We start from the raw sequence: 24991 nt of genomic DNA on the forward strand, positions 1-24991 counted from the left end.
CATGACGCGCGCGGCAGTCCCGGCCCGCACCCGTGCCGGCCTGGGTGACCGCGTGGTGCCCTGGCTCGTCGCGGCGGCAGCAGCGGCGGTCTACGTCACGTTCGCCGTGACCCAGTGGCGACTGCTGGAGTCGCCGTCGTGGGACCTCGGGATCTTCACCCAGCTCGCGCAGGCCTACTCCCGGCTCGACGCCCCGATCGTCACGATCAAGGGCGAAGGCTTCAACCTGCTCGGGGACCACTTCCACCCGTTGCTGGTCCTGCTCGGCCCGCTGTACCGGCTGCACCCGTCCGGGGTGACGCTGCTGGTGGCGCAGGCGGTGCTGATCGGGCTGTCGGCGGTGCCGGTCACCGCCGCGGCACGGGAGCTGCTCGGGAGCCTGCGGGGCACGCTGCTCGGTGTCGCGTACGCGTTGTGCTGGGGGCTCCAGGGCGCGATCGCCGCCCAGTTCCACGAGATCGCGTTCGCCGTGCCGCTGCTCGCGGCGTCGCTCGCCGCCTACCTGCGCGGCAGGTGGTGGTCGTGCGCCGTGTGGGCCGCTCCGCTGGTGTTCGTGAAGGAGGATCTCGGCCTGACCGTGGCGGCCCTCGGGCTGGTGCTGTGGCTGCGTGCCGGGCAGCGTCGCGCCGGCGCGGTGCTGGCGGCGTGGGGCGTGGGGTGGGTGGTGCTCGCGATCGGCGTCATCCTGCCCGCGCTCAACCCGGGCGGGACGTGGGACTACTACGGGCGCCTGGGCTCGTCGGGCGGGGGCGACGGCGCCGCCGCGCTCTCCGACGTCGTCGCCGTCCTGCTGGGCTTCTTCGTCCCGGCGGAGAAGTACGCGACCGTGGGACTGCTCGTGCTGGCGGCCGGCGTCGTCGGGATGCGCTCGCCGCTGGTCTGGCTGTGGGTCCCGACGCTGGCATGGCGGTTCCTCGGGAACGTCGAGTACTACTGGGGCTGGGAGTGGCACTACTCGGCGATCCTCATGCCGGTCGCCGTCGCCGCCTTCCTCGACGTGCTTGCCGGCCGCACCGGACGCGGCCACACCGGCCGCCCGCTTGCGCCGGTCCACGGGCGCTGGGCCACCGCCGGCGTGGCGGTGGCCACTGCCACGACCCTCGTCATGACCCTCACCGGGCCGATGATGCGCCTGACCGACCCGGCGACGTACGAGGGGTCGCCGCGGGCCGAGGGCGCACGCGCGGCGATCGCGGCCGTCGAGGACGGGAGCCGGGTGGAGGCCGACATCTACCTGCTGGCATACCTGGTCCCGCGCGCCCAGGTCTACTGGGTCGGCAACACGGGCAACCCGCCGCCGGACCACGTGGTCCTGGACACCACGCGCCGGACCTGGCCGGAGCTCGTCGACGACGCGGCCGCGCTGGCCGAGGACCGGCACCCGGGGACCGACTACGAGCTCGAGTTCGACGCCGACGGATATCAGGTGGCCACCCGGGTCCGGTGAGCCGGGCGGGCTCCTCGCGGCAACGGTGGAGGCGGGTGCGGATGTGACCGGTGCGGAGATCCGCAGGAGAGCCGGGCACGGGCAGGTCGCCGACGCAGGCAGGCCCGGCGCGGGCGTACCGTGACGGTGTGCGTCGCGCTCGTTCTCGCTCCCCGCTTCTCGTCCCCCTCCTCGCCGCCGTGGCCATGCTGACGTTCGCCCCCGGTGCGGCCGCGCACGACGTCCTGACCGGCTCGAGCCCGGCGGAGGGCGAGACCCTCTCCGAGTCGCCCTCCGAGGTCGCGCTGACGTTCAGCAACGAGCTGCTCGACGGCAACAACGTCGTCGAGGTCTCGCCGTCGGGGGGCGAGCCGGTGGTCGAGGGTGCGCCGTCGCTCGACGGCGACACGGCCACGCTCGAGCTGCCCGAGGCGCTGGACGGTGGCGAGTACACCGTCACGTGGTCCGTGGTCTCCTCCGACGGTCACCGGGTCGAGGGCGAGTACGCCTTCACGGTCGAGGCCGGCGCAGGCGAGGCCACCACCGTCCCGGGCGGGACCGAGACGACCGGCGAGCCCGACCAGGCGGGCACGCCCGTGCCGACCGCGGACAGCGCCGAGGAGGAGCGCGACCGCAACCCGGTCGACATGCCCGCGTGGGCGGCCATCGCCGTCGCGATCGCGATCGCCGTCGGCCTGGTGGCGATGATCGTGCGCCTCATGAGACGCCGCTGACGAGCGGCGCGGGGACCGACCGGTTCGGGTCGGCCCCGTGATGTGTCATGCGCGCCCGGACGGGACGGCGGCGTGCGCCGCGGTCTGCGGACCTGCCGTGCGGCCCAGTGCGCGCGCACGATGCGCCGAGTAGGCACCGCACCCGGCGAGGACCAGCGCGAGCGGCGGGAACCAGGCCACCGCAGCCACACCTCCGACCAGGCCGACGACCGCGATGACCTGCCAGCCGCGCCGGTGGTGCGCGGCCAGCGCAGCCTGCTCCGGCGACGGCGCGACGACGGCCCGCGGCCCGGCGGGCCGCGCGACGGGACGACCGGCCGGCCCGCGCAGCGCCAGGACGAGGTAGACGAGGGCGAGCACGGCGAACACGCCGGCGAAGACGAGGTCGCCGTCGGTGACCCGCCACACCGACAGCAGCGTGAAGCAGGCGGCCGAGACGGCGGCTCCGGGCCTCATGCGAGCAGCTCCCAGGTCGAGACGACCCCGAGGAACGTCAGCAGGATGCCGGAGAGCAGCACCCACCAGCGGCCCGGTCGGGTGAGGCGGTGCGACTCGGGCAGCACCTTCTTCTCCGTCCAGAGGATCGCCAGGCAGAACAGGCCGGAGGTCAGCAGGCCTCCGAGGACCGACGCCGGGGTGACGATGATGACCAGCTCCCCCACGGTCCAGACCAGCGCGAGGCTCGCGACGAGGATGTACAGGTACATCCACGGCCGCACCCGGCGCTGACCGGCGAGACGGACCTTGGTGAAGACCGGCGCGAGCGTCTCGAACGCGGTGTAGGTGTACAGCTCCCAGAACGCGTACAGCGACCCGAAGAATGCGAAGAACACCGCGACGTAGTACAGGTACTCCAGCGTCGGGTGGACCGCGGTGAGGAACTGCGCCTGGAAGGTCAGCGTGTCGTTCTCGTCCGGGATGAGCTGCTCGGCGGCCAGCAGGCTGGCGCCGTTGAGCATGAACATCGTGGCGAAGACGGCGATCGCGGCGAACGACAGGACCGTGTCACCCAGCGGAGCCCGGCTCCAGGCCTTCGCCCGCGCGACCTGCTCGGCGTCGGTGGAGAGCGGGAGGCGCTCGGTGTGGGAGACGCGGGCGAGCCGCTCGCCGAGAGCCACCTGGTCCCGGCGACCCAGCATGCCCCACCGCTTCTCGCGCATCATGCCGGCGTACCCGATGTAGTCGTAGGTGCCGCCGCCCACCGCGCCGAGGTAGGTCGCGACCTCGAGCCACACCGGTCGCTCCGTGACGGCGGGGTAGGCCTCGCCCACCCACGCGTTGTACTCGGGGACGTTCGGGACCAGCCCGGCGAGGGCGGCGAGCCAGTCCGGCTGCAGCACGACGACGCTGACGGCGATCGCCAGCAGCATGAACCCGACGATGACGGTCTGGGCCTTCTCCAGGCGGGCGTACCCGCCGAACCAGGACAGGATCCCGGACAGCACGATCAGGCCGGTGGCCCACAGCGCGCCGCTGCCGGTGAAGATCGTGCCCATCAGGTCGCCGATGCTGATGCCCAGGCCACCGACCCACGAGGGCACGGCGAGGATGGAGACCACGCCCATGAGGAGGGTGAACCAGCCGCGCGGCCCGCGGAAGAGGACCGCCCAGCGCGCCATGGGGTGCTCGCCGGTGACGACCGTGTACCGGTTGAACGAGTAGGCCAGCGCGGCCTTCGCGACGGCGGAGACGGCGAACGCCCAGATGAGTGCGTAGCCGAAGACGGCGCCGCCGCGCGAGGCGAAGATCATCTCGCCGGATCCGATGTTGGCCGAGGCCACGATGGCGCCGGGCCCGAGGACGGCGACCGCCGCGGCGACCGTCAGCCGCTTGCGCAGCCGTTCGGGCGGGTCGGGGTAGGTCAGAGCGTCGAGATCGTCCGGGGTGAGGCGTTGCTCGGTGCTCATGTCGCTCCTTTGCGATGGGGACGGCCGGGGCCGGCGTGCGTGGACGAGTCGGACGTGCCGAGCAGCGCCATGCGGCGTCCACCCTGCAGAAACGTCGAACCGGACGAAACATAGCCGAAACGGCTCGTCGGAGTAGCGTGCCGGAGCACGAGCCCGACGCGGTGGAGGAGTCATGCAGACGGTCCATGTGGTGATCCTGGTCCTGTACGTCCTGGTGATGATCGGCACCGGTGTCTGGTTCACCCGGAGGAAGAAGGTCCAGACCGGTGACGACTTCGTCTTCGCCGGACGATCGCTGCCGCTGGTCGTCATGGTCGGGACCCTCATCGCCACCTGGGTGGGCTCCGGCTCGATCATCGGCGGAGCGAGCTTCGCGTTCAGCTACGGACCTCTCGCCGCCATCGTCTACAACCTCGGCGCGCCGGCCGGCATGGTCGTGCTGTTCTTCCTCGCCCGGCGCATCAGGGCGTCCGAGGCCTACACCGTCCCGCAGATCCTCGAGAACCGGTTCGGCATCCCCGTCCGGCTCGTGGCGTCGGCCATCACGCTCCTGGCCTACGTGGGCATCACCAGCTACCAGTTCACCGGGGGCGGGCGCATCATCGCCCTGGTCACCCCGCTGAGCCCGGGTGAGGGCGCGATCGTGTGCGCGGCGGTCATCACGTTCCTTGCGCTCGGCGGTGGCCTGAAGTCGGTGGCCTGGTCCGACTTCCTCTCCGCCGTCGTCATCATCGCGAGCCTCATCGTCGCCCTGCCCATCATCCTCGGCGAGGTGGGCGGGTTCTCCGGCTGGTGGGAGGGACTGCCGGACCACGCTCACACGATGTCGGGTGGGCTGACCGGCGTGCAGCTTCTCGGCTACTTCCTCCCCACCTTCCTGCTGATCATCTCGGACCAGAACATGTACCAGCGCCTCGGCGCCGCGAAGAACCCCGCCGAGGCCCGCAAGTCGATGGTCGGGATGTTCCTCGCCAGCCTGCTCATCACGGTCCCGATCGTGCTGCTGGCGACCTCCTCCTCCGTCCTCCAGCCGAACCTCACACCGGACGACGCCGTCCTCTCGCTCGGCTCGGAAGGCTTCCTGCCCACGGTGCTCGGCGGCCTGCTGCTGGCCGGCGCACTGGCGTTCATCATCACGACCGGGTCGTCGTTCCTGCTGTCGGTAGCCGGCAACGTCGTGTACGACGGCTTCCAGCGCTTCTCCACCGAGACGCTCGACGACCGGCGCCGCATCCGCATCCACCGCGTCACGATCCTCGTGATCGCGGCGGTCGCCTACGTGCTCGGCACCTACTTCCCGACCGTGCTCGTGATCCAGATGTACAGCTACACCGTCTACGGCGTCGCCCTCGTGCCGGCCCTGTTCGCCGGGTTCTTCTGGAGGCGGGCGACGACGGCCGGCGTGCTGACGTCGATGGCGCTCGGCGTCGTCGTCACGATCGGCTGGGAGCAGCTCGGCCGTCCCGACGAGGTCAACTCCGTCATCATCTCGCTGCCTGTGGCCGTCCTCGCCCTCGTCCTGGTCAGCCTGGTGACCCGACCTGCCCGGACGTTGCCCGTCGCGAGCGCCGCCGCCACGCCCACCACCGAGTCGAAGGAGAACTGAGTCCATGCCCCAGCACGCATCCGCTCCGGTCGTCATCCGGAACGCGTCGGTCGCCGACGTCGAGGCGGGCACCCTCGAGCCCGACCGGACGCTGGTGCTGGCCGACGGGCGGATCCAGGAGGTCGGTGGCGCGTCCACGCCGTCGCCGTCCGGCGCCCGCGAGCTCGACGCCGCCGGCCGGGTCGTGGTCCCGGGGCTGGTCGACGCGCACGTCCACGTCATGGCCGGAACCGCGAACCTCGCGGCCCAGGCCGAGGAGTCACCGTTCTACGTCGCCGCCCAGGCGTCGGTGATCCTCCGGGGCATGCTGCGCCGCGGCTTCACCACGGTGCGGGACACGGGCGGTGCCGACTTCGGGATCGCCCGCGCCGTCGGGGAGGGGCTGTGGGAGGGGCCGCGGGTGATCTTCGGCGGCAAGGCGCTCTCCCCGACCGGCGGCCACGGGGACAGCCGCGGGCCGGGCCGGATGTCACTGCCGGACGAGTGCTGCCACCTCGCCACGGTGGTGGACGGCGAGGACGCCGCGCGGCGCGCGGCCCGGCACCAGCTGCGCACCGGCGCCCACCACGTGAAGGTCATGCTGTCCGGAGGCGTGGCCTCGCCGACCGACCGCATCGACTCGACCCAGTTCGGCGACGCCGAGGTCCGGGCGATCGTCGAGGAGGCCCAGGCGGCGAACCGGTACGTCACCGGGCACGCCTACACCGCCCGCGCGGTCAACCGGGGCCTGCGCCTCGGCGTGCGGTGCATCGAGCACGGCAACCTCATCGACGACGAGTCGGTGCGGCTGTTCGTCGAGCACGACGCGTTCCTGGTCCCGACCCTCGTCACCTACGAGTACCTCAAGAAGGAGGGCGCGGCCGCCGGCCTGCCCAAGGAGAGCCAGGAGAAGGTCGACACCGTGCTCGTCGCCGGTCTCGAGGCGCTCGAGCGGGCCTGGCGCGGCGGGGTCAACATCGCGTTCGGCACCGACCTCCTCGGCGCCATGCACGGCCACCAGAACGACGAGTTCCGCATCCGGGCACAGGTCCAGCCCGCCCGGGACGTCCTGCTCGCGGCCACCGTCGGCGCCGCGAGGCTGCTCGGCCTGGAGGACGAGATCGGCGTGGTGGCCCCCGGCGCGCGGGCGGACGTGCTCGTCGTGGACGGCAACCCGCTGGAGGACGCCGGCGTGCTGGCGCGGCCGGAGGCGAACCTGCGGGCTGTCGTGCAGGCCGGCCGGGTCGTGACAGAGTCCCTCTCATGAAGATCCTGCTGCCGGACACCATGCCGCTCGCACCCGCACTTCCCGACGGCGTGACGCCCGTGACGTACGACGTCACCTCCCCCGTCCCACCCGAGCACCGCGACGCCGAGGTGCTCGTCATGTGGGGCAACTCCGCCGACGCGCTGGCCGACGCCGCCCGAACGCTGCCCGACCTGCGGCTCGTGCAGAGCCTGGCGGCCGGGCCGGACCAGATCCTCGCCGCGGGCTTCGCACCCGAGGTGGCCGTCAGCTCCGGCGCCGGGCTGCACGACCGCACCGTGACCGAGCACGCGCTGCTGCTCACCCTGGCGCTGCTGCGCCGGATGCCGCAGATGCTGCGCTCGCAGGCCGCGCACGTGTGGGACCGGGAGCTGGGCGGGCTGCAGCCGCTCCGACCCGAGGGTGCCGTCACCTCGCTGATCGGCGCGGAGGTCCTGGTGTGGGGCTTCGGCAACATCGGTCAGAACCTCGCCCCGCTGCTGACCGGGCTTGGTGCGAACGTTCGCGGGGTGGCCCGGTCCGCCGGCCGGCGGTCCGGCTACGACGTGATCGCCGAGTCGGACCTGGACGCCGAGCTGTCCGGGACGGACGTCCTCATCATGATCCTCCCGGCCACGCCGGCCACCGCGAAGGCGCTCGGCGCGGACCGCTTGGCGCTGCTGCCCGAGCACGCCTACGTGGTGAACGTCGGCCGCGGAGCGACGGTCGACGAGGACGCCCTGCTCGGGGCGCTGACCTCCGGCGCGATTGCCGGCGCGGCACTCGACGTGACCGCCGTCGAGCCGCTGCCGGCCGAGTCGCCGCTGTGGGACGCGCCGGACATCATCATCAGCCCGCACGGCGCGGGCGGGCGGCCTGTCGGTGCGGACGAGCTGATCGCGGCGAACGTGGCCGCGCTTGTCGAGGGACGGGAGCTGCGCAACCTCGTCGAGCGGTAGCCGGGCCGCCTCAAGACCCGATCGACTCCAGGACGCAGACCGCCTCAGCCGTGCCGTCCTCGGCCCGGATGCGTTCACCGATCTCCGCAGCCCGACGCCGGTAGGACGGTTCGCCGACCAACCGTCCGAGCCGCTCCGCCAGTCCGGCCCCGAGCCGCCAGCTCGACAACGGCGGCGGACCCGCGCCGATCTCGTGGACCCGCAGTCCCCAGAACGGCTGGTCGGCGAGGAACGGGCAGATGAGCGTCGGCCGACCGGCGCGCAGGCCGGCTCCCGTCGATCCGGCGCCGCCGTGGTGGACGACCGCGCGGACCCGGGGGAACAACCAGTCGTGCGGGACCTCGTCGACCACGAGGACGTCGTCCGACGGCGCGTCCCCAGCCGTGAGCCCGCCCCACCCGGTCGCGACCACGCCGCGGAGCCGGTTGGTCCGCAGCGCGGAGAGGACGGCGTCGCGTCGCTCGTCGGCACCCATCCCGAAACCCATCGACCCGAACCCGACGTAGACGGGCCGCTCACCGGCCGCAAGGAAGTCGGCGAGCAGCGGCGCCGGCCGCCATCCGTCGTCGTGCGGCAGGAACCAGTACCCGGTTACGTGGACGGACGGCGGATAGTCCGCGGGCACGGGCGCGACGTGCCGGCTGAACGGGTAGAGCACCGGGACCGGCGCCCCGTCCGGCGCGCGCAGCGGGTCGGCGAACCAGCTCGCCGACCGGAGGCCGATCCGATGACGGAACTCGTTGATCATCCTTCCGTACATGGCGTTACCGGCGTACCGGAACAGGTAGCTGGCGCGGTTCAACCGAGTGCCCAGCGTGCGGCCGAGTCCGAAGGGAGCGGGGAACTGCCCGGTGGGCGTCATGAGCGGGATGGGCAACGACAGCACGCCCGGAACGCCGAGCCGCTCCGCGATGTGCGGCGCAGCGAGGGTCTTCGGGTGGTACACGATGAGGTCGGGCTCCGCCGATCGGGCGGCCCGCCACTGGTCGACCATGTGTCGGCGCATCGCACTACGCATGCGTCCGAGGAGACGGACGGTGCCGCGCGGCCCTCGCATCGTCGGCATCTCGTCCTGGACCAGATTCAGCAGCGCTGAGCCTGCCGGGACGAAGCCGGCGTCCGCTACGGCACTGCGCGCGAGCGCACGGAACGCCTCGGGCACGGCCAGGGTGACCTCGTGCCCGGCACCGCGCAGGCTGGCGGCGAGAGCTACGTAGGGCTGGATGTCTCCCCGTGTCCCGAAGCTGGTGATGAGGACGCGCATCGTGACCGTCTCCGCATGCCTCAGGCGTCGACGTCCAGAGGCTCCCCGGCGGGGCCGTCCGTGAGCGAGGTGTCGACCGCTGGGCCGCCGATCGCCTGGTCCTCCCAGGTCAGCGTGGTCCAGGCTTCGGCTGCGGTCTCCAGCACGACGACGCCGGTGTTGCCGACCGGCGTGCGTGCGGCGAACTCCCGGCTCACGTTGTCGCTGCGCGCCGGCACCCAGGAGCGGATGGCGGCGCCGTGGCTGACGATGACGGCCGTGGACGCGCCGGTCGCGACCACCTCGTCGACCACGGCGTCGAACCGGGCGAGGAACTCCTCGCCGCTCTCGCCGCCCGGGACGCGCGCGGCCGGGTTGCCGTTGCCCCAGCTGAAGATGGCCTCGAGATAGGCGTGCACCGCGTCGTCGTCGCCACGCATCTCGAGCTCTCCCGCCGAGATCTCTCGGACGCCGTCGCGCACCCACGGCTCGACGCCGAGTGCGTCCGCGAGCGGTGCGGCGGTCTGCTGGGTGCGGACCAGCGTGGAGGTGACGATGAGGTCCACGGGGATCTCCCCGAGCGTCTCCGGCAGCGCCGCAGCCTGGCGCCGGCCGAGCTCCGTCAGGTCCGCGCCCGGTTCGGCGGTGTCGAGGAGTCCCTCCACGTTGGAGCTGGTCTGGCCGTGCCGGACGAGGATCAGTCGCATGGCTCCATCCTCTCCCGGAACCAGCCGGGACCGTCGGCCCCGCGACCGACGGCGAGGTGAACAGCCGGAGATGTCCCGGTCACGGCCCGCCGAGAGTGCCGATCGTCAGGCCGAGCGGCGGCGAAGCGCGGCCAGGGTCTCCTCGAGGATGCTCTCGGGACCGCCCACGCCGGAGATCCTGACGCCGTTCTCGTCCGGACCGAGCTCCTCGAGGGTGTCGAGCTGGCTCCGCAGCAGGCTGGCCGGCATGTAGTGGCCCCGGCGCCGCTCCATGCGGGCGGCCGTGACCTCCTCCGGCGGGTCGAGGTGGACGAAGATCGTCTCCCCCTCCGCACCGCGCAGCACGTCCCGGTACCTGCGACGCAGGGCCGAGCACGTCACGACGGTGGACCGTCCCGCGCGGGCACGCTCGGTCATCCAGTCCCGGATCGTGGCGAGCCAGGGTGCACGGTCGTTGTCGTCGAGGGGCACGCCGGTGCGCATCTTCTCGCGGTTGGCGTCGCTGTGGAAGTCGTCGCCCTCGGCGAACGTGTGGCCGAGCTCCTCGGCGAGACCTGTCGCGATCGTGGTCTTGCCGCTGCCGGAGACCCCCATGACGACGATGTGCTGCACCCTCACTCCTCCTGCTTCGCTCTCACGTCCCGCCCTGGCGGGCGATGACGGCCGCCTCCAGGCGGGCGATGTCCGGGTCGAGGTAGGTGCCGCCCCGCACCACCGGCCGGGGGGCACCGCCGTCGTCCTCGACGAACTCGTAGCACAGCGGGCGGGCGTTGGGGATGTTGAGCGCGGTCAGCTCGGCGTCGGTGAGGCCGTCGAGGATGGCGCAGAGCGCGCGCAGGGAGTTGCCGTGCGCGACGACGAGGACGTCGTGGCCGGCGCGCAGCTCGGTCCACAGGTCCTCCATCCACGGCTCCAGGCGTGCGACGACGTCGGCCAGGGACTCGGTGGCGACGAGCGCCTCGGCGGGGAGCCGGTCGAACGGGGCGAGCCTGGCCCACAGCTCGAGGGTGCGTCGGTCGAGTGCCGGCGGCCGGCCGTCCAGGGAGCGGCGCCAGTAGCGGAACAGCTCCTCGCCGTGCCGGGCCCGGATCTCGGACTTCAGGTGCCCCGAGAGGGCGCCGTAGCTGCGCTCGTTGAGCCGCCACGTGCGCATGACGGGCCGGTCGGGCCCGAGCGCCTCGACCACGAGCTCGGCCGTGCGCCAGCCCCGGGCGAGCTCCGAGGTGACGACGAGGTCGGGCACCATGCCGAGGCCGGCCAGCCGAGCGCCGGCGTCCCGGCTGGACTGCTCGCCGTCGGGGGTCAGGTCGACGTCGAGCACGCCGGTGAACAGCTCGCGCGCGTTGCCCACGGACTCGCCGTGCCGCAGCAGCACGAGGCTGCCCGGGATGGCCGCGCGAGCGGGGACGTCATGCACGGCCCCACTGTCGCACGCCCCGACCGTTGCCGGGACCGGCCCCACCGGCGAGGATGGGGCCCATGGTCAGCCCGACGTCGACGTCCGCCGTCGCCACTGCCACCGGCCGTACCTGGCCGGAGTGGGTGTCACTGCTCGACGACGCCGGTGCCCGCCAGATGAACCACACCGAGATCGCGCGCCTGGCGCTCGAGCTCATGCCGGAGGGGGCGCGGCAGAAGGAGTGGTGGGCGCAGGGCACCGCGGTCGCGTACGAGCAGCACGCCGGCCTGCGTGTGCCGGGTCAGACCTGCGACGGCGACTTCCAGCTCTCCACGACCCGGACGGTGCAAGGCGACAAGGACGACGCGCTGGCGGCGTGGCTCGACGCCGTCGCCGCCGGCGAGCAGCTCGGTGGCGTCCTCGTCGAGGGTCTGGCGACAACCTCCAGCACCGAGAAGTGGCGGTACTGGCGGGCGCGCCTGGCGGACGGCACCCGCGTCGCGGTGAGCATCAGCGACAACGGCGCCGGCAAGGCCTCGGTGGGCCTGGTGCACTCGAAGCTCGATTCCGCGGAAGCGATCGAGCAGTGGCGGCCCGTGTGGAAGGACCTGCTCGCGCAGCTCTGAGCGGCGGTCTGCTCATCGGCTGACAGCCGTGGGCGAACCGACCGCCGTGGCTGCCGTTTTGCTCGTCTGCTAGCATGCTCGCATGCCTGACAAGACGCAGTTCAACGTGTACCTACCGCCCGAGCTGGTGCGCGCCGTCAAGCACCGCTGCATCGACGAAGGCGTCTCGCTGTCCGCGTTCGTCGAACGCATCCTGACCGACTACCTCGCGGAGGTGGAGGAGAAGTGACCGCATCGCCGACCTACTCGGGCCCCACGCCGATCGTGCGGCCAATCCAGTTCGTCACCGACGTCGCAGCCTGGCGGGCGTTCTACGAGGACGTGGGGCTGGTCGGGACCGGCGTCGACGCGGACGGGTGGACCGTGCTGGCGGCCGACTCGGGCCGGCTCGCCCTGCACCACGCAGCGGCCGACGACCCCCTCGCCGGCAAGGCGAAGCTCAGCCTCGAGGTGCCGGACCTCGAGGAGTACCGCAAGGCGGTCGCCGCAACCGGCCTGGAGCTTCGGCCGGTGACTCTCGGACACGGCGAGGCACTCGCCGTCGACCTGCCGCACGGCCGGCTGCACATCGACTCCGCGGGACCCGGCGAGGGCGGGCGCGCCCCGGTCTCGACCGACGGGATCAACCTCCAACCGCTCGTCTACGGGCCGGTCGAGACGGTCCGGGCGGGCGCCGACGTCGCCGCCATGCTCGGCCTCACCCCGCGAGTCTTCAGCGATCGCGGCACCTGGGCGGACCTCGCGGCCCACGGCCTGATCGCCTTCCACGACGGTCCGATGTCCACGGTCGACGGCGAGGTCGGATGCGAGGTCGGCCTGGAGACCGGAAACGTCGAGGCAGTCCAGAGCAGGCTCGAGGCTGCCGGTCGCACGTCGCGGATCATCGACGAGGCATACGGCCGCACGCTGCGGGTCGACACCCCGGGCGGCTTCGAGCTGTGGGTGAACGAGTGGCAGGACGACCTCTACGGGTACCACCTGGCGCAGGCCTGACCACGCGCACCGAGCCTTCGACCCGAGTGGCCCACCCCGGGCCGCCGCGCGACGATGGTGGCGTCACCCAGTCGAGGGGGTCAGCACCATGCGCACCGGTCTCGGGCACCGTGGCAGCGGTTCTCGATCGACGGTCGACCGCGTCCGGGCGGCGATGTCCGCCGTCGACCGCCGGGCGTTCCTGCCGCGGGACCAGATCCGCTTCGCGCACGCCGACATGCCCCTCCAGATCGGGTACGGCGCGACGTGCTCGCAGCCGAGCACCGTCGCCGCCATGCTCGAGCTGCTCGATCCGGAGGTCGGCGACAAGGTCCTCGACGTCGGATCCGGATCCGGCTGGACCACGGCGCTGCTCGCGGAGCTGGTCTCCCCCGGCGGCTTCGTGCTGGGCGTGGAGATCGAGCCCGCGCTCGTCGAGGACGGTGGGGGGAACCTGCGCGCCTGGGGCGGCGCCGATGACGTCCGGGCACGGATCGAGCAGGCCGAGCCGGGCCGGGTGGGGCGCCCCGAGGAGGCGCCCTTCGATCGGATTCTCGTCTCGGCCGCTGCCCGGCGCATGCCGGAGGGGCTGCTCGCCCAGCTGGGCGACGGCGGCCGGATGGTGATCCCGGTCCGCAGCCGCATGATGGTGGTGGACCGGTCGGGCGACGAGGTCACCACGCGCGAGACGGGCTCGTTCAGCTTTGTCCCGCTGCGGGCGACGGGCGACGAGTAGCCGCGCCGCGCACGGCCTCGCCGAACCGGTCCGCGAACCGTTCCAGCGCCTCGTAGACCGCCGGGTCGTCGCAGATGACTTCGTACTCCATCTCCGGAGGGATCCACAGCAGGCCCATGAGCATCTCCGGGATACTGGCTCCGCCGAAGGGCCAGTCGACCGTGCCGCCAGGGCCTTCGGTGGCGTTCTGCGCCCACACGCCGAAGTAGTCCTTCGCCTCCGGCAGCGTGGTGTGCAGACGAGCGACGGCGGAGTAGCGCACCGAGCTCAGTGACGCATGGGCGGCCATCACGAAGTCCGCCGCATCCTCCGCGGGCAGGTCGCGGGGCTCGACCCGCACGCCGATGGCCAGGACGTTCGCCATGCGGTCCACCCGGAAGGTGCGCCAGTCCTCGCGGTTCACGTCCCAGGCCACGAAGTACCAGCGCCGATCCCGCGGCACGAGCGAGTGCGGTTCCACCAGGCGCGCGGTCTCCTCCCCCGAGCGAGCCGTGTACCGGAAGCGCAGCCGCTCGTGGTCGCGGCAGGCCAGCGCGAGCTGAGCGAGCAGGTCGGCGGCCACCCGGGCGTCGTTGCGGACGGCCGGGATGGTGTGCTCCTGCAACGCCGAGACCCGACGGCGGAGGTTCCGTGGCAGCACCTGCTCCAGCTTGGCGAGCGCGCTGAGCGAGGTCTGCTCGCCGTCGCCCACCCCCTGGACCGCCGCGGTGCGCAGACCGATGGCGATGGCCACGGCCTCGTCGTCGTCGAGCAGCAACGGGGGCACGGTGGAGCCGGACTCGAGCTGGTACCCGCCGGCGACGCCGGGCTGGGCGACCACCCGGTAGCCCAGCTCACGAAGCCGGTCGACGTCCCGGCGCAGGGTGCGCTCGGACACGCCGAGGCGGCCGGCAAGCTCCGGTCCTCCCCAGAACCGATGGGTCTGCAGGAGGGACAGCAGCCGGAGTGCACGGGCGGTGGGATCTGACATGCGTCGCAACCTAGCGAGAAAAGCGGTCAGGATCTGGCCGCGGAACGTCCTACCGTGCCGTCATGACACCAATCATCAGGACCGAAGGGCTCCGCAAGGAGTTCTCGTCGAAGGGCCAGACCGTGGTCGCGGTCGAGAACCTCACGATGGACATCGCGGCCGGTTCACTCACGGCGTTTCTCGGCCCCAACGGTGCGGGGAAGTCCACTTCGCTCCGCATGCTCACCACCCTGCTCGAGCCGACCTCGGGCACCGCCAGCGTGTGCGGGTTCGACGTCGCGCGGCAGCCGGCCGAGGTGCGCGCGCGGATCGGGTACATCGGGCAGAAGAACGGGGCCGGGCACTACCAGCGCATCCGGGACGAGCTCCTGAGCCAAGGCGCCATGTACGGCCTCGGCCGCACGGAGGCGCGGCGGCGCACCGAGGAGCTCATCGACCTCCTCGACCTCGGTGAGGTCGCGAACCGGAACACGATCACGCTCTCGGGCGGGCAGCGCCGTCGTGCCGACATCGCGCTCGGGCTGATCCCCGCGCCGAGCCTGCTGTTCCTCGACGAGCCGACCACCGGCCTGGACCCGCAGTCGCGCGCGAACCTCTGGGAGCACATCCTGAACCTGCGCAAGCAGCACGGGATGACCCTCTTCCTCACCACGCACTACCTCGACGAGGCGGACCAGTTCGCCGAGCGCGTCATGGTCGTCGACCACGGCAAGGTCATCGCGGACGACACGGCCGCCCGGCTCAAGGCGACACTCGCCGGGGACCGGATCACGGTCACGGTCGACGGCGACGCCGTCACAGCCACGGACATCGTGCGCCGCCTCGCCGTCGACTCCGGCGCGGCGAACCCCGAACCCACCGCGACCCCCGACGGCGAGGCGACCCGGATCGTCGTCGCCGTGAACGGGGGCGAGCACGTCCTGCCCCGGCTCATCCGCGAGCTGGACGCCGCAGGCTCGGAGGTCCGGACCGCCGACCTCGACCAACCCACCCTCGACGACGTCTTCCTCACCCTCACCGGCCGCAGCCTCCGCGAGGAGAACCAGGCCGCCGAGGACTCCGAGGCCGGCGCCGAGTCAGCCGCACCGAGTCCCGCAGGAGCCCCCCGATGACCACCGTCGCACCCACGACCGCCACCCAGGCACGTGCCTCCGGGCCGGTGACGGACTCGATCAACGTGTTTGTCCGCGAGCTCCGTCCGACGCTGCGGGACCCGTTCAGCCTGATCTTCTCCCTCGTCCAGCCGCTGGTGTTCCTCGCCTTCTTCGGCCCGCTGCTGGGCGGCATGATGGGCGTCCCGGTCGCCGAGGCGTTCCAGTGGTTCGTGCCCGGCCTGGTGGTGATGATCGCGCTGTTCAGCACCGGCATGACCGGCGCCAACCTGCTCTTCGAGATCCAGTCCGGCGCGCACGAACGGATGCTCGTCGCACCGGTCTCCCGCTCCGCGCTGCTCACCGGCCGGGCGCTGAAGGAGATGGTGCCGCTGCTCGTCCAGGCGCTCGTGCTGGTCGGGCTCGCCACCCTCTTCGGGTTCCGGCCCTCCGTGCCTGGCATGGTGGTCGGCCTGCTGCTGCTCGGCGTCTTCGGGGTCGGCCTCGGTTCGCTCAGCTATGCGCTCGGCATCGCCTCACGCAACCGGGACTGGATGTTCTGGGCGGTCCAGCAGGGCACGCTGTTCCCGCTGCTCATGCTGTCCGGGATGATGATGCCGCTCGAGGTCGGGCCGCGCTGGATGCAGGTCATCGCCGCGGCGAACCCGCTGAAGTACCTGGTGGATGCCGAGCGCGCGCTGTTCAACGGGCTCTTCACCGAGCCCGCCGTGTGGCAGGGCCTCATCGCCGGCTTGGCGACCGCCGTCGTCGGGCTGTGGGTCGGCATCCGGGCGATCCGGCACAGCATCTGAGCCGGATCGGCCGGTCGCCACTACCCGGCCTGCTCCGGCTGCGGGCCGTTCCAGTCGACCAGCTGGACGATGACGCCGTTGGGGTCGCGCACCTGGAAGGCGCGCTCGCCCCACTCCTCGACGGTCAGCGGCATCGTGATGGTGACGCCCTCCCCCTCCAGGCGGGCCAGCTCGCCCTCGAGGTCGTCGACGACGAACGCGAGGATCTGCCCCTGGGCGTGGACGTCGCGCTGGTCGTCCGGCAGGGTCGGCAGGCCGACCCGCAGGAAGATGACGCTCATGCCGGCGTCCGGCCGGCTGAGCGAGTGGAAGCCGTCGGCGGACATGTCCTCGGTGAACCCGAAGTGCTCGACGAGGAACCGCGCCGAGCCGGCGGGGTCGGTGACGTTGAGGCTGACGGCGGACGCGCTGATGTTCATGGGGCTCCTCCTGACTCGGATGCCGGCCTTTGCCGTACATCGTACGGCGTACAACGTACGGCGTGGGAGGATATTCCCATGAGCACCCCGACGTCGGGTGGCGGAGACCCGGCCCGCACGATCGCGCTGCTGTGGCGGCACACCGCCGCGCCGCCGTCGGCACGGCGCGGGCCGCGGCAACGGCTCGACGTCGACACGATCGTCGAGCGCGCCGTCTCCCTGGCCGACGCCGAAGGGCTGGAGGCCGTGACGATGCGGAAGGTCGCCACCGCCACCGGGACGGCACCGATGACGCTCTACACGTACGTTCCCAGCAAGGCCGAGCTGGTGGACCTGATGCTCGACCACGTCTACGGCCGCATGGCCCGCAAGGACACGACGGGCCGCCCGTGGCGGGAGCGGGTCCGGGCGGTGGCCGAGGAGAACCGTGAGCTCTTCGAACGGCACCCGTGGGCGGCGTCGGTCGTCACCACGCGGCCGACGCTGGGGCCGGGGGCGACGGCGAAGTACGACCACGAGCTCTCCGCGCTCGAGGGCCTCGGTCTCGACGACGTGACGATGGACGCCGCCGTCGACTGGGTCCTCGCGTTCGTCCAGGGCTGGGCACGTTCGGCGGCCGCCGCCGCGGCCACCCGGCGGGCCACCGCGATGGACGAGGAGCAGTGGTGGGCGGCGGCCGGGCCGCTGCTGGAGCAGGTGCTGGACGCGGACGCCTACCCGCTGGCCACCCGTGTGGGTGCCGCGGCGGGTGAGGCGCAGTCCGGGGCGTGGGACCCTGCACAGGCGTTCGCGTTCGGGCTGGGCCGGGTGCTCGACGGGTTGGCGCCGCTGGTCGAACCGGGGTAGGCCCGGACCTCAGCAGTCGAACACCGACCAGCAGATGTCGTTGCGGGCCCGCTGATCCTCGAGCACCAGCTCGCGGACCTCCGCCGGGAGCCGATCGCGCTGCCACCGGCACTCGGCCCGCCCGGCGGCGACCGCCCGTTCCGGCGGTGCCGCCGCACGGACGGCCTTGATCGCGTACGCGGCCGCGCCGAGGTCGTGCTCGGCCACGTGCGCGACCGCACCCGCCTGCCCGGCCGCGTAGGCCGCGAACCGTGCCGGCCCGCGCAGGTCGCGGGCCGCGCCCATCGCGTGACCGCCCGCCGCGCGGGACTGCATCATCCGGACCTCGCCGCGCACCCAGGCCCGGACGTGCTCGATCGCCTCGCGCGGCCGTGGGTCCTGCGGACGTTCGGCCTCGAAGAGGTCCAGCACGTGCTCGGCGCACGTGGCGGCCCAGAGCGCGAGCAGATGGTGGTCCGCATCGGTGAGCGTCCCGCCACGCCGGATCGTGACGAGCCGGGGGTCGCGGACCTTCGGGAGGATCACGACGAGGGCCCCGCCGCGTCCGGCTGCCGCAGCGACTCATCGAGCGCACTCATCAGTCGCGCCACCCGACTCGTGCCGCGATCCGCGCGCGGGTAGCGGCTCAGCACGTCGCGGAGCACGGGGCCCGCCCACCGCCGCGACCGCTCCAGGAGAGCCTCCGCGACGTCCGGGTCACCGTCCGCGCCGAGCTCCCCGACGCGTGCCGCGCTCGCGGCGGCCCGCAGGATGTGCCCCACCTGACCGGCCTGGGCGAGCGGATGAAGGTACGCGGCCGACGCGGCGTCGCCGGCCGAGCGCGCCGCCAGGCGGGCGGCCTCGGTGGGCGCGGACCGGGCCGCTCGGTGCGCGTCGAGGGACGCCACCCGCTGCCGCCGGGTGCGCCGCTCGCCGTCGATGAACGCGCGGGCGGCCTCGATCGCCTCCCGGGGTCGCGGATCCTCCGGGACGGACCGCTCGAAGACCGGCAGGACCTCCTCCGCGTGCCGGGTCACGAACCTCGCGACGGCGCGCAGCTCGTCCATCGTCAGCTCGAAGTCCCCGGACACGACCGATCCGCTCGGTCCCATGCCGGGATCGTATCCGCGGCCGGCCGCCCCGGAGCCCACGCGGGAGCACCCGGGCTCCGGCCTACGCGGTCGTGTGAAGACCTTCGTGCGTTCAACGCAGGAGTCTTCACACGAAGGGCAGGACAGCCTGGTCAATGTCACCCGGACACGAAAGGCTTGGCGCCATGGGCATCGAGTTCCGCGCCGTCGGCAAAACCTACCCGGACGGCACGGTCGCCGTCGGGAGCTTCAACCTGAGCGTGCCCTCGCACCGGACCGTCGCGCTGCTCGGCTCCTCCGGGTGCGGCAAGACCACGCTGCTGCGCATGGTGAACCGAATGGTGGAGCCGACGTCCGGCGCGGTGCTCATCGACGACGAGGACGTCCGCGAGCGGGACCCGGTCAAGCTCCGCCGGTCGATCGGCTACGTCATGCAGGCGGGCGGCCTGCTCCCGCACCGCACCGTCGAGGACAACGTCGCCACGGTCCCCGTGCTCGACGGCGTACCCCGCCGGCAGGCCCGCGACGCGGCGGCCGCGCTGCTCGAACGGGTCGGCCTGGACCCCGCGCTGGCCCGGCGCTACCCCGCCCAGCTCTCCGGCGGTCAGCAGCAGCGCGTCGGCGTGGCCCGGGCGCTCGCGGCGGAGCCGAACATCCTGCTCATGGACGAGCCGTTCGGTGCCGTCGACCCGATCGTCCGGCGCGAGCTGCAGGACGAGATGCTGCGGCTGCAGCGCGAGCTCGGCAAGACGGTGCTGCTCGTCACGCACGACGTCGACGAGGCCTTCCGGCTCGGCGAGCAGGTGGTGCTGCTCAAGCGGCACGCCGAGGTCGCGCAGATCGGCACGCCGGTCGAGCTGCTCGCCCACCCGGCCGACGACTTCGTGCGGTCCTTCGTCGGCGGGGACCGGGCCGACCGTCGCCTCACCGTGCAGGACGTCGACGGCCGGCGCGTGGCCGTCGACGGCGACGGCCGGCCCGCCGGGGTGCTGGCCTGATGACCTGGCTCTCGCACGCCTGGCCGCAGGTCATCGACCTCACCGTCGCGCACCTCCTGCTGGCGGTGCCGGCGATCGCGCTGAGCCTGCTCATCTCCGTGCCGCTCGGGCTGCTGGCCACCCGCCGGCCACGCAGCGGCGGCGTGGTCCTCGGCGGCGCGACGCTGCTGTACGCCATCCCGTCCCTGCCGCTGCTGATCGTGGTCCCCGCGGTCCTCGGCACACCGCTGCGCTCGCCGATCACCATGATCACGGCGCTGACCGTGTACGGCGTGGCGGTCATGGTCCGCACCTCGGCGGACGCGTTCGCCGCGGTGGACACCCAGGTCCGTGACGCGGCGGTCGCGGTCGGGCACTCGCCGAGCTCCGCCTTCTGGAAGGTGGAGCTGCCGCTCGCGGTGCCGGTGCTGACCTCCGGCCTGCGGGTGGTCGCCGTCAGCACCGTCGCCCTCGTGACCATCGGCGCCCTGGTGGGGATCTCCAGCCTCGGGACGCTGTTCACCGACGGGTTCCAACGCGGGATCGTCGCCGAGGTGACCACCGGCGTGATCCTCACGATCGCCGTCGCGCTGCTGCTCGACGGGCTCATCGTGGTCGGCGGCCGGCTGCTCGCGCCATGGCAGGCGCAGCAGGCGCTCGCGGCGAGGGGCAGGTGAACATGCTGGCCTCGGCCCTGCAGTGGCTCACCGCCGCGGAGAGCTGGTCCGGTCCCGACGGCATCCCGGCCCGGCTGCTCGAGCATCTCGCCGTGACGGCCCTCGTGGTCGGCGTGGCCGCGCTCGTCGCGATCCCCGCGGGGGTCGCCGTCGGGCACACCCGGCGCGGTCGCACCACGGTGGCCGCCATCGCCGGCGGCGCCCGCGCCGTGCCCACCCTCGGGCTGCTCACCCTGCTCGGCCTGGCGCTCGGCATCGGCCTGGAGGCGCCCGTCATCGCGCTCGTGGTGCTGGCGATCCCGTCGCTGCTCGCGGGCGCGTACGCGGGGGTGGAGAACGTCGACCCGGCGACGGTCGACGGCGCGCGTGCGGCCGGCATGACCGAGATGCAGATCGTCCGGCAGGTCGAGCTGCCTCTCGCGGCGCCGGTGCTCGTGGGCGGACTGCGCTCCGCCGTGCTGCAGGTGGTCTCGACCGCCACCCTCGCCGCCTACATCTCCAACACCGGGCTCGGCCGCTACCTCTACACCGGGCTGAAGACGCAGGACTACCCGCTCATGCTCGGCGGCTCGCTGCTCGTCATCGTGCTCGCGCTGGTGCTCGAGCTCGTCCTCGCGGCCGTGCAGCGGGCGGCCCGCCGTCGCGCCGACCCGGTGGCCACCGTGTCACCGACCTCTGACACCATGCAGGTCCGGACTCTCATCCCGGAAGGATCGTCATGACTAAGCAGGGCACGTTCCGCGTCAGGGTCGCCGCCGTCGCCGGCGCGGCCGGGCTCCTCCTCGCCGCGTGCTCCAGCCAGGACCCGCTCGCGGACCCGACGGAGGCGGGCGGCGACGGGGGCGACGGCGCAGGGGGCTCGGAGAGCATCGTCGTCGGGTCGCAGGACTACTACTCCAACGAGATCATCGCCGAGATCTACGCCCAGGCCCTCGAGGCGGGCGGCTACACCGTGGAGCGCCAGTTCCGGATCGGGCAGCGCGAGGCGTACGTGCCCGAGCTCGAGTCCGGCGCGATCGACCTGTTCCCCGAGTACACCGGCCCGCTGCTGCAGTACTGGGTGCCCGAGGTGGAGTCCGGCGAGGCGGAGGAGATCTACGCGCAGCTGGCCGAGTCGACCCCGGACGGGCTCCGCGTGCTCGAGCAGTCCCCGGCGACGGACCAGGACGCGTACATGGTCACCGAGGAGTTCGCCGAGCGGTGGGACCTGACCACCATCGCCGACCTCGCAGGAGTGACCGAGCCGATGACGATGGGCGCCAACTCCGAGGCCGAGTCCCGGCCGAACGGTCCGCAGGGGCTGGCGGAGACCTACGGCGTCGAGGTCGACTTCACCCCCATCGAGGACGGCGGCGGCCCGCTGACCGTGCAGGCGCTCGTCGACGGTGACGTCCAGCTCGCCATCATCTACACCGCCGACCCATCGGTGGAGGAGAACAACCTCGTCCCGCTGGAGGACACCGAGGGCCTCTTCCTCGCCTCGCACGTGGTCCCGGTGGCCAGCGACGCCGTCGACGAGGAGGCGGAGGGGATCATCAACGAGGTCAGCGCGACCATGACCGGGGACGAGCTCATCGCGCTCAACGGCCGCAGCGTGAACGAGGAGCTCCCGGCCGCCCAGATCGCCTCGGACTGGTTGGCCGAGAACGACCTCGCCTGAGGACCGGGGACGGGCCGGTCACCCGCTCAGCCGGTCGGACACACCCGCGGCCAGCCGCGGCCAGTGCGGGATGGGGCGGCCGTCGACGTTCCCGCCGGCGGAGTGCCACTCGCGCTGCGGCGAGCCCGGAAGCGCGTCCTCCCAGGGCTCCTGGCGTCCGTACGGCGTCAGGTCCATCAACGCGTAGCTGTTGTCGAGGGTCTCCACACCCCGCCTCGTGGTCCAGTACGTCTCGAAGACGCGGTCGCCGTCGCGCAGGTAGCAGATGAGGTACATCATCGACGTGTCACGCTCGACGAGGAGCGACTGCTGGGAGGCCGGCGGGACGCCGTACCAGGGGGTCTCCAGGCCGAGGAAGTCGCGGTAGCGCACGCTCTCGTCGTACGGGCCCTTGCAGAAGACCGCGAAGGTGATGTCCCGGGAGTGCAGGTAGCCCAGCTCGCGCACCTGGCTGCTGCACCAGGTGCACCCGCCGCACTGCTCGCTGGCCGGGCGGCCCGGGTGCCACATGAAGTAGTACGCGAGGAGCTGTCTGCGCCCCTCGAAGGCGTCGATCAGCGGGGTCGTGCCGTTCGGGCCCTCGAGGGGCGTCGCGGCGTCGACCTCGACCATCGGGAGGCGGCGCCGGGCCGCCGCGATCGCGTCGCGCTCGCGCGTGCTGGCCTTCTCCCGGGCTCGGAGCTCGTCGATCTCGGCCTGCCAGGCGGCACGGTCGGCTATCGGGGGCGACGGCCAGGTGGTGTCGGTCAAGGTGATCCCTCCAGGTGGTTCTTGAGCTGTTCGAGGCGCGCGTCCCAGTCCCGGGCCATGGCCGCCAGGAACTGCTGCGCCAGCTGCATCGGTGCGGTGTGGACGCGGTAGCGGATGCGCCGGCCCTCGCCGGTCTCCGCGGTGGTGAGCCCGGCCTCCGTCAGCCGGTCCAGGTGCTTGGCGACTCCTTGCCGGCTGATCGGGAGGCGGCCGGCCAGGTCGGTCGCGGTGGCGGGTCCACGGGCGGCGAGCTCGGCCAGGATGGAGCGCCGCGTGGGGTCTGCGAGTGCCGCGAACACCCGCGCCGCGGTCTCCTCGCGGTCGTCGGTCATCCCGTCGCGCGGGCGTCGGACAGGTACTCGACGAGCTCGCCGAGCTCGTTCGTCCAACCCTCGGAGTGGCTCCGGTAGGCGGACTCGTACGTCTCGTCGGGCAGCTGGGCGAAGCCGTGCTCGACCACCCGCAGCTCCGTGCCGCCGTCGACCGGGCGCAGGGTGAACTCGACGTAGGTGCGTCGCGGGTCCCCGCTCGGCAGCCCTTCGACGGGCCAGGTGAGCGCGAAGAGCGTGGGCGGCTCGACCTTCTCGACGCGCATCTCGACGGCGTCGCCGCTGCTCCACCGCAGTGTCAACGTGCCGCCCGTCCGCAGGTCGATCTCGGCCTCCTCGCCGAACCAGCTGGTCAGTCCCTCGGCCGTCGTCAGCGCCGCCCAGACGGCCTCGACGGACCGGGTGATCTGGACGGTTCGTTCGATCCGGTCCGGAAATCCCATGGCCTGCCCCTTCGCTTGTAGCAACTGAACGGTTGCAATATATCGCAACCGTTCGGTTGCGTCAACGGTCATGGGGCGACACCACAGGCACGGGCCGTCGCCCGCCGCGGTCAGCGCGAACGACTGCGGACGGCGAGTGCCGCGGCGGCTCAGCCCCTGAGGCGCTGCAGCCCCGCCGCGGCGCGCTCGAGCACGGCCGGCGACTTGACGTACGTGAACCGGACCCACGAGCGCAGGGTCCGGGACAGCTCCGAGCCCGCCGTGCAGAACGCCGTGATGGGAATCGCCACCACGCCTGCCCGCTCGGGCATCTCGCGGCACAGCGCGACGGCGTCGTCGAAACCGAGCGGTGCCGCGTCGGCCACCAGGAAGTAGGTCCCCTCGGGCACGAAGGGGGCGAACCCGACGTCACGCAGGGCGCCGAGGAGGAAGTCACGCCGTTCCCGCAGGGAGTCGCGCAGGTCGGAGACGTACGCGGCGGTACGTCCGTCGTCGTCCGCGAGCGCGTGTGCGACGGCCTTCTGCAGCGCGCCGGGCCCCACGTAGGTGAGGAACTGCTTGACGGTCCGCACCGCGGTGACCAGCTCGGCAGGCCCGTGCAGCCAGCCCACCTTCCAGCCGGTGAAGCTGAGGGTCTTGCCCGCGGAGGAGATGGTCAGCGTGCGCTCGGCCATGCCCGGGAGCGTGGCGACGGGCACGTGCTCCGCGCCGTAGGTGAGGTGCTCGTACACCTCGTCGGTGACGACCGTGACGTCGTGGGCGATCGCCTGCTCGGCCAGCAGGGTCAGCTCCTCGCGGCTGAGCACGGTGCCGGTCGGGTTGTGCGGGCTGTTGAGGAGCAGGACGCGGGTGCGCTCGGTGAACGCGGCGGCGACGTCGCCGGGGTCGAGGTGGAAGCCGGCCTCGGACGGCCGCAGCGCAACCGTGCGGTGGGTCGCTCCGGTCAGGGCGATCGTGGCGGCGTAGGAGTCGTAGAAGGGCTCGAGCGTGAGGACCTCGTCGCCCGGTCCGGCGAGCGCCAGGATCGAGGCGGCGATGGCCTCGGTCGCGCCGACGGTCACCAGCACCTCGGACGTGGGGTCGACCGCGAGGCCGTAGTGGCGCTTCTGGTGCGCGGCCACCGCCTCGCACAGCTCGGGCACACCCGCGCCCGGCGCGTACTGGTTGGGCCCCTCGCGCAGGGCGGCGACGGCGGCGTCCTTCACGTGGTCCGGGCCCTCGACGTCGGGGAAGCCCTGGCCGAGGTTCACCGCACCGGTGTGGTTCGCCAGCGCCGTCATCTCGGCGAAGATCGTGGCGGCGACCGTGCCGTCCGGTCCGAGGAGCCCGGTCGCGCGGGCGACGTCGTGCCAGCGGGACATGCCGGCCATTGTGCCCGGGCGCGCCCGGGGACGTCCGGTCCGTCTC

At 72.7% G+C, this 24991-nt stretch carries 30 protein-coding genes; 16 read left to right on the forward strand and 14 right to left on the reverse strand.

The window, feature by feature from the left end:
* Nucleotide 1: 1 nt before the first annotated feature.
* Both ACFQQL_RS00755 and ACFQQL_RS00760 read left to right on the forward strand, forming a co-directional pair.
* The gene (locus tag ACFQQL_RS00755) at nucleotides 2–1447 is read left to right on the forward strand and encodes a DUF2079 domain-containing protein (RefSeq protein ID WP_382390249.1); all 1446 of its coding nucleotides are present in this window, start codon (nucleotides 2–4) and stop codon (nucleotides 1445–1447) included.
* Nucleotides 1448–1575: 128 nt separating this feature from the next.
* Entirely contained in the window at nucleotides 1576–2160 is a 585-nt protein-coding gene (locus ACFQQL_RS00760) for a copper resistance CopC family protein (RefSeq protein ID WP_382390251.1), read from the forward strand.
* A 45-nt stretch (nucleotides 2161–2205) separates the two neighbouring features.
* Here ACFQQL_RS00760 and ACFQQL_RS00765 read toward each other — a convergent pair whose 3' ends face one another.
* The gene (locus ACFQQL_RS00765) at nucleotides 2206–2616 is read right to left on the reverse strand and encodes a hypothetical protein (RefSeq protein WP_382390253.1); all 411 of its coding nucleotides are present in this window, start codon (nucleotides 2614–2616) and stop codon (nucleotides 2206–2208) included.
* On the reverse strand, nucleotides 2613–4067 hold the full coding sequence (locus ACFQQL_RS00770) for an Nramp family divalent metal transporter (RefSeq protein ID WP_382390255.1): 1455 nt from the start codon (nucleotides 4065–4067) through the stop codon (nucleotides 2613–2615). Before ACFQQL_RS00770 ends, ACFQQL_RS00765 begins: the two co-directional genes overlap by 4 nt.
* A gap of 172 nt (nucleotides 4068–4239) precedes the next feature.
* On the opposite strand from ACFQQL_RS00770, the gene ACFQQL_RS00775 reads away from it, so the two are divergent.
* From ACFQQL_RS00775 to ACFQQL_RS00785, 3 genes are read left to right on the forward strand one after another with little or no spacing between them, the layout of a single operon-like run.
* Nucleotides 4240–5673 (forward strand): sodium:solute symporter family protein, encoded by a 1434-nt coding sequence (locus tag ACFQQL_RS00775; protein WP_382390257.1) that lies wholly within the window; start codon nucleotides 4240–4242, stop codon nucleotides 5671–5673.
* 4 nt (nucleotides 5674–5677) lie between these two features.
* A complete protein-coding gene (locus ACFQQL_RS00780) occupies nucleotides 5678–6919 on the forward strand; it encodes a metal-dependent hydrolase family protein (RefSeq protein ID WP_382390259.1) in 1242 nt (413 codons plus the stop codon).
* Complete coding sequence (locus ACFQQL_RS00785) at nucleotides 6916–7857, forward strand: phosphoglycerate dehydrogenase (RefSeq protein WP_382390261.1); 942 nt, start codon at nucleotides 6916–6918, stop codon at nucleotides 7855–7857. Before ACFQQL_RS00780 ends, ACFQQL_RS00785 begins: the two co-directional genes overlap by 4 nt.
* Nucleotides 7858–7867: 10 nt before the next feature.
* Here the strand turns inward: ACFQQL_RS00785 and ACFQQL_RS00790 are convergent, their stop codons facing one another.
* The 4 genes from ACFQQL_RS00790 to ACFQQL_RS00805 all read right to left on the reverse strand — a co-directional run bounded on the left by ACFQQL_RS00790 (nucleotide 7868) and on the right by ACFQQL_RS00805 (nucleotide 11224).
* Complete coding sequence (locus tag ACFQQL_RS00790) at nucleotides 7868–9121, reverse strand: glycosyltransferase (protein WP_382390263.1); 1254 nt, start codon at nucleotides 9119–9121, stop codon at nucleotides 7868–7870.
* Nucleotides 9122–9141: 20 nt separating this feature from the next.
* Nucleotides 9142–9807, reverse strand: coding sequence for a histidine phosphatase family protein (locus tag ACFQQL_RS00795; protein ID WP_382390265.1), 666 nt, complete (start codon nucleotides 9805–9807; stop codon nucleotides 9142–9144).
* Nucleotides 9808–9912: 105 nt separating this feature from the next.
* Entirely contained in the window at nucleotides 9913–10401 is a 489-nt protein-coding gene (locus tag ACFQQL_RS00800) for a gluconokinase (protein WP_465254007.1), read from the reverse strand.
* A 40-nt stretch (nucleotides 10402–10441) separates the two neighbouring features.
* The gene (locus tag ACFQQL_RS00805) at nucleotides 10442–11224 is read right to left on the reverse strand and encodes a 2,3-bisphosphoglycerate-dependent phosphoglycerate mutase (RefSeq protein WP_382390269.1); all 783 of its coding nucleotides are present in this window, start codon (nucleotides 11222–11224) and stop codon (nucleotides 10442–10444) included.
* A 62-nt stretch (nucleotides 11225–11286) separates the two neighbouring features.
* Between ACFQQL_RS00805 and ACFQQL_RS00810 the strand changes: the two genes are divergently transcribed.
* The 4 genes from ACFQQL_RS00810 (at nucleotide 11287) to ACFQQL_RS00825 (ending at nucleotide 13540) form a co-directional block, all read left to right on the forward strand.
* Complete coding sequence (locus ACFQQL_RS00810; protein ID WP_382390271.1) at nucleotides 11287–11832, forward strand: hypothetical protein; 546 nt, start codon at nucleotides 11287–11289, stop codon at nucleotides 11830–11832.
* A gap of 82 nt (nucleotides 11833–11914) precedes the next feature.
* Nucleotides 11915–12061, forward strand: coding sequence for a ribbon-helix-helix domain-containing protein (locus ACFQQL_RS00815; RefSeq protein ID WP_382390273.1), 147 nt, complete (start codon nucleotides 11915–11917; stop codon nucleotides 12059–12061).
* Complete coding sequence (locus tag ACFQQL_RS00820) at nucleotides 12058–12825, forward strand: VOC family protein (protein WP_382390275.1); 768 nt, start codon at nucleotides 12058–12060, stop codon at nucleotides 12823–12825. The genes ACFQQL_RS00815 and ACFQQL_RS00820 overlap by 4 nt, the downstream gene beginning before the upstream one ends.
* Before the next feature lie 88 nt (nucleotides 12826–12913).
* A complete protein-coding gene (locus tag ACFQQL_RS00825) occupies nucleotides 12914–13540 on the forward strand; it encodes a protein-L-isoaspartate O-methyltransferase family protein (protein WP_382390277.1) in 627 nt (208 codons plus the stop codon).
* On the opposite strand, the gene ACFQQL_RS00830 is transcribed toward ACFQQL_RS00825, so the two are convergent.
* Nucleotides 13503–14510, reverse strand: a complete 1008-nt coding sequence (locus tag ACFQQL_RS00830) for a helix-turn-helix transcriptional regulator (RefSeq protein ID WP_382390279.1) — start codon at nucleotides 14508–14510, stop codon at nucleotides 13503–13505. The genes ACFQQL_RS00825 and ACFQQL_RS00830 overlap by 38 nt on opposite strands.
* 62 nt (nucleotides 14511–14572) lie before the next feature.
* Here ACFQQL_RS00830 and ACFQQL_RS00835 point away from each other — a divergent pair, with 62 nt between their 5' ends.
* Nucleotides 14573–15622: an ATP-binding cassette domain-containing protein gene (locus tag ACFQQL_RS00835; RefSeq protein WP_382390281.1), complete on the forward strand. Its 1050-nt coding sequence runs from the start codon at nucleotides 14573–14575 to the stop codon at nucleotides 15620–15622.
* A complete protein-coding gene (locus tag ACFQQL_RS00840) occupies nucleotides 15619–16413 on the forward strand; it encodes an ABC transporter permease (RefSeq protein ID WP_382390283.1) in 795 nt (264 codons plus the stop codon). The genes ACFQQL_RS00835 and ACFQQL_RS00840 overlap by 4 nt, the downstream gene beginning before the upstream one ends.
* 20 nt (nucleotides 16414–16433) lie before the next feature.
* Here ACFQQL_RS00840 and ACFQQL_RS00845 read toward each other — a convergent pair whose 3' ends face one another.
* Nucleotides 16434–16832, reverse strand: coding sequence for a VOC family protein (locus ACFQQL_RS00845; protein ID WP_382390285.1), 399 nt, complete (start codon nucleotides 16830–16832; stop codon nucleotides 16434–16436).
* A 78-nt stretch (nucleotides 16833–16910) separates the two neighbouring features.
* On the opposite strand from ACFQQL_RS00845, the gene ACFQQL_RS00850 reads away from it, so the two are divergent.
* Nucleotides 16911–17678 (forward strand): TetR/AcrR family transcriptional regulator, encoded by a 768-nt coding sequence (locus ACFQQL_RS00850; RefSeq protein WP_382390287.1) that lies wholly within the window; start codon nucleotides 16911–16913, stop codon nucleotides 17676–17678.
* A gap of 9 nt (nucleotides 17679–17687) precedes the next feature.
* On the opposite strand, the gene ACFQQL_RS00855 is transcribed toward ACFQQL_RS00850, so the two are convergent.
* Complete coding sequence (locus ACFQQL_RS00855; RefSeq protein WP_382390289.1) at nucleotides 17688–18203, reverse strand: putative immunity protein; 516 nt, start codon at nucleotides 18201–18203, stop codon at nucleotides 17688–17690.
* Nucleotides 18200–18769 carry a putative immunity protein gene (locus ACFQQL_RS00860; protein WP_382390291.1) on the reverse strand — a complete coding sequence of 190 codons (570 nt, stop codon included), beginning with the start codon at nucleotides 18767–18769 and terminating at the stop codon, nucleotides 18200–18202. The genes ACFQQL_RS00855 and ACFQQL_RS00860 overlap by 4 nt, the downstream gene beginning before the upstream one ends.
* A 164-nt stretch (nucleotides 18770–18933) precedes the next feature.
* Here ACFQQL_RS00860 and ACFQQL_RS00865 point away from each other — a divergent pair, with 164 nt between their 5' ends.
* Genes ACFQQL_RS00865 through ACFQQL_RS00880 form a run of 4 tightly spaced genes read left to right on the forward strand, consistent with a single transcriptional unit; the run spans nucleotide 18934 to nucleotide 22062 of the window.
* Nucleotides 18934–19746, forward strand: coding sequence for an ABC transporter ATP-binding protein (locus ACFQQL_RS00865; protein ID WP_382390293.1), 813 nt, complete (start codon nucleotides 18934–18936; stop codon nucleotides 19744–19746).
* The gene (locus ACFQQL_RS00870; protein WP_382390295.1) at nucleotides 19746–20402 is read left to right on the forward strand and encodes an ABC transporter permease; all 657 of its coding nucleotides are present in this window, start codon (nucleotides 19746–19748) and stop codon (nucleotides 20400–20402) included. Before ACFQQL_RS00865 ends, ACFQQL_RS00870 begins: the two co-directional genes overlap by 1 nt.
* The gene (locus ACFQQL_RS00875; RefSeq protein ID WP_382390297.1) at nucleotides 20363–21124 is read left to right on the forward strand and encodes an ABC transporter permease; all 762 of its coding nucleotides are present in this window, start codon (nucleotides 20363–20365) and stop codon (nucleotides 21122–21124) included. Before ACFQQL_RS00870 ends, ACFQQL_RS00875 begins: the two co-directional genes overlap by 40 nt.
* A complete protein-coding gene (locus ACFQQL_RS00880; RefSeq protein WP_382390299.1) occupies nucleotides 21121–22062 on the forward strand; it encodes an ABC transporter substrate-binding protein in 942 nt (313 codons plus the stop codon). The genes ACFQQL_RS00875 and ACFQQL_RS00880 overlap by 4 nt, the downstream gene beginning before the upstream one ends.
* Nucleotides 22063–22080: 18 nt before the next feature.
* Here ACFQQL_RS00880 and ACFQQL_RS00885 read toward each other — a convergent pair whose 3' ends face one another.
* From ACFQQL_RS00885 to ACFQQL_RS00900, 4 genes are all read right to left on the reverse strand, one after another.
* Entirely contained in the window at nucleotides 22081–22818 is a 738-nt protein-coding gene (locus ACFQQL_RS00885) for a DUF899 family protein (RefSeq protein WP_465254008.1), read from the reverse strand.
* On the reverse strand, nucleotides 22809–23144 hold the full coding sequence (locus tag ACFQQL_RS00890; RefSeq protein ID WP_382390303.1) for an ArsR/SmtB family transcription factor: 336 nt from the start codon (nucleotides 23142–23144) through the stop codon (nucleotides 22809–22811). The genes ACFQQL_RS00885 and ACFQQL_RS00890 overlap by 10 nt, the downstream gene beginning before the upstream one ends.
* Nucleotides 23141–23584, reverse strand: a complete 444-nt coding sequence (locus tag ACFQQL_RS00895; RefSeq protein WP_382390305.1) for an SRPBCC domain-containing protein — start codon at nucleotides 23582–23584, stop codon at nucleotides 23141–23143. The genes ACFQQL_RS00890 and ACFQQL_RS00895 overlap by 4 nt, the downstream gene beginning before the upstream one ends.
* A 149-nt stretch (nucleotides 23585–23733) precedes the next feature.
* The gene (locus ACFQQL_RS00900; protein WP_382390307.1) at nucleotides 23734–24945 is read right to left on the reverse strand and encodes an aminotransferase class I/II-fold pyridoxal phosphate-dependent enzyme; all 1212 of its coding nucleotides are present in this window, start codon (nucleotides 24943–24945) and stop codon (nucleotides 23734–23736) included.
* Nucleotides 24946–24991 lie beyond the last annotated feature (46 nt).

It is taken from the genome of Georgenia alba (assembly GCF_042665525.1).
GTDB lineage: Bacteria > Actinomycetota > Actinomycetes > Actinomycetales > Actinomycetaceae > Allobogoriella > Allobogoriella alba.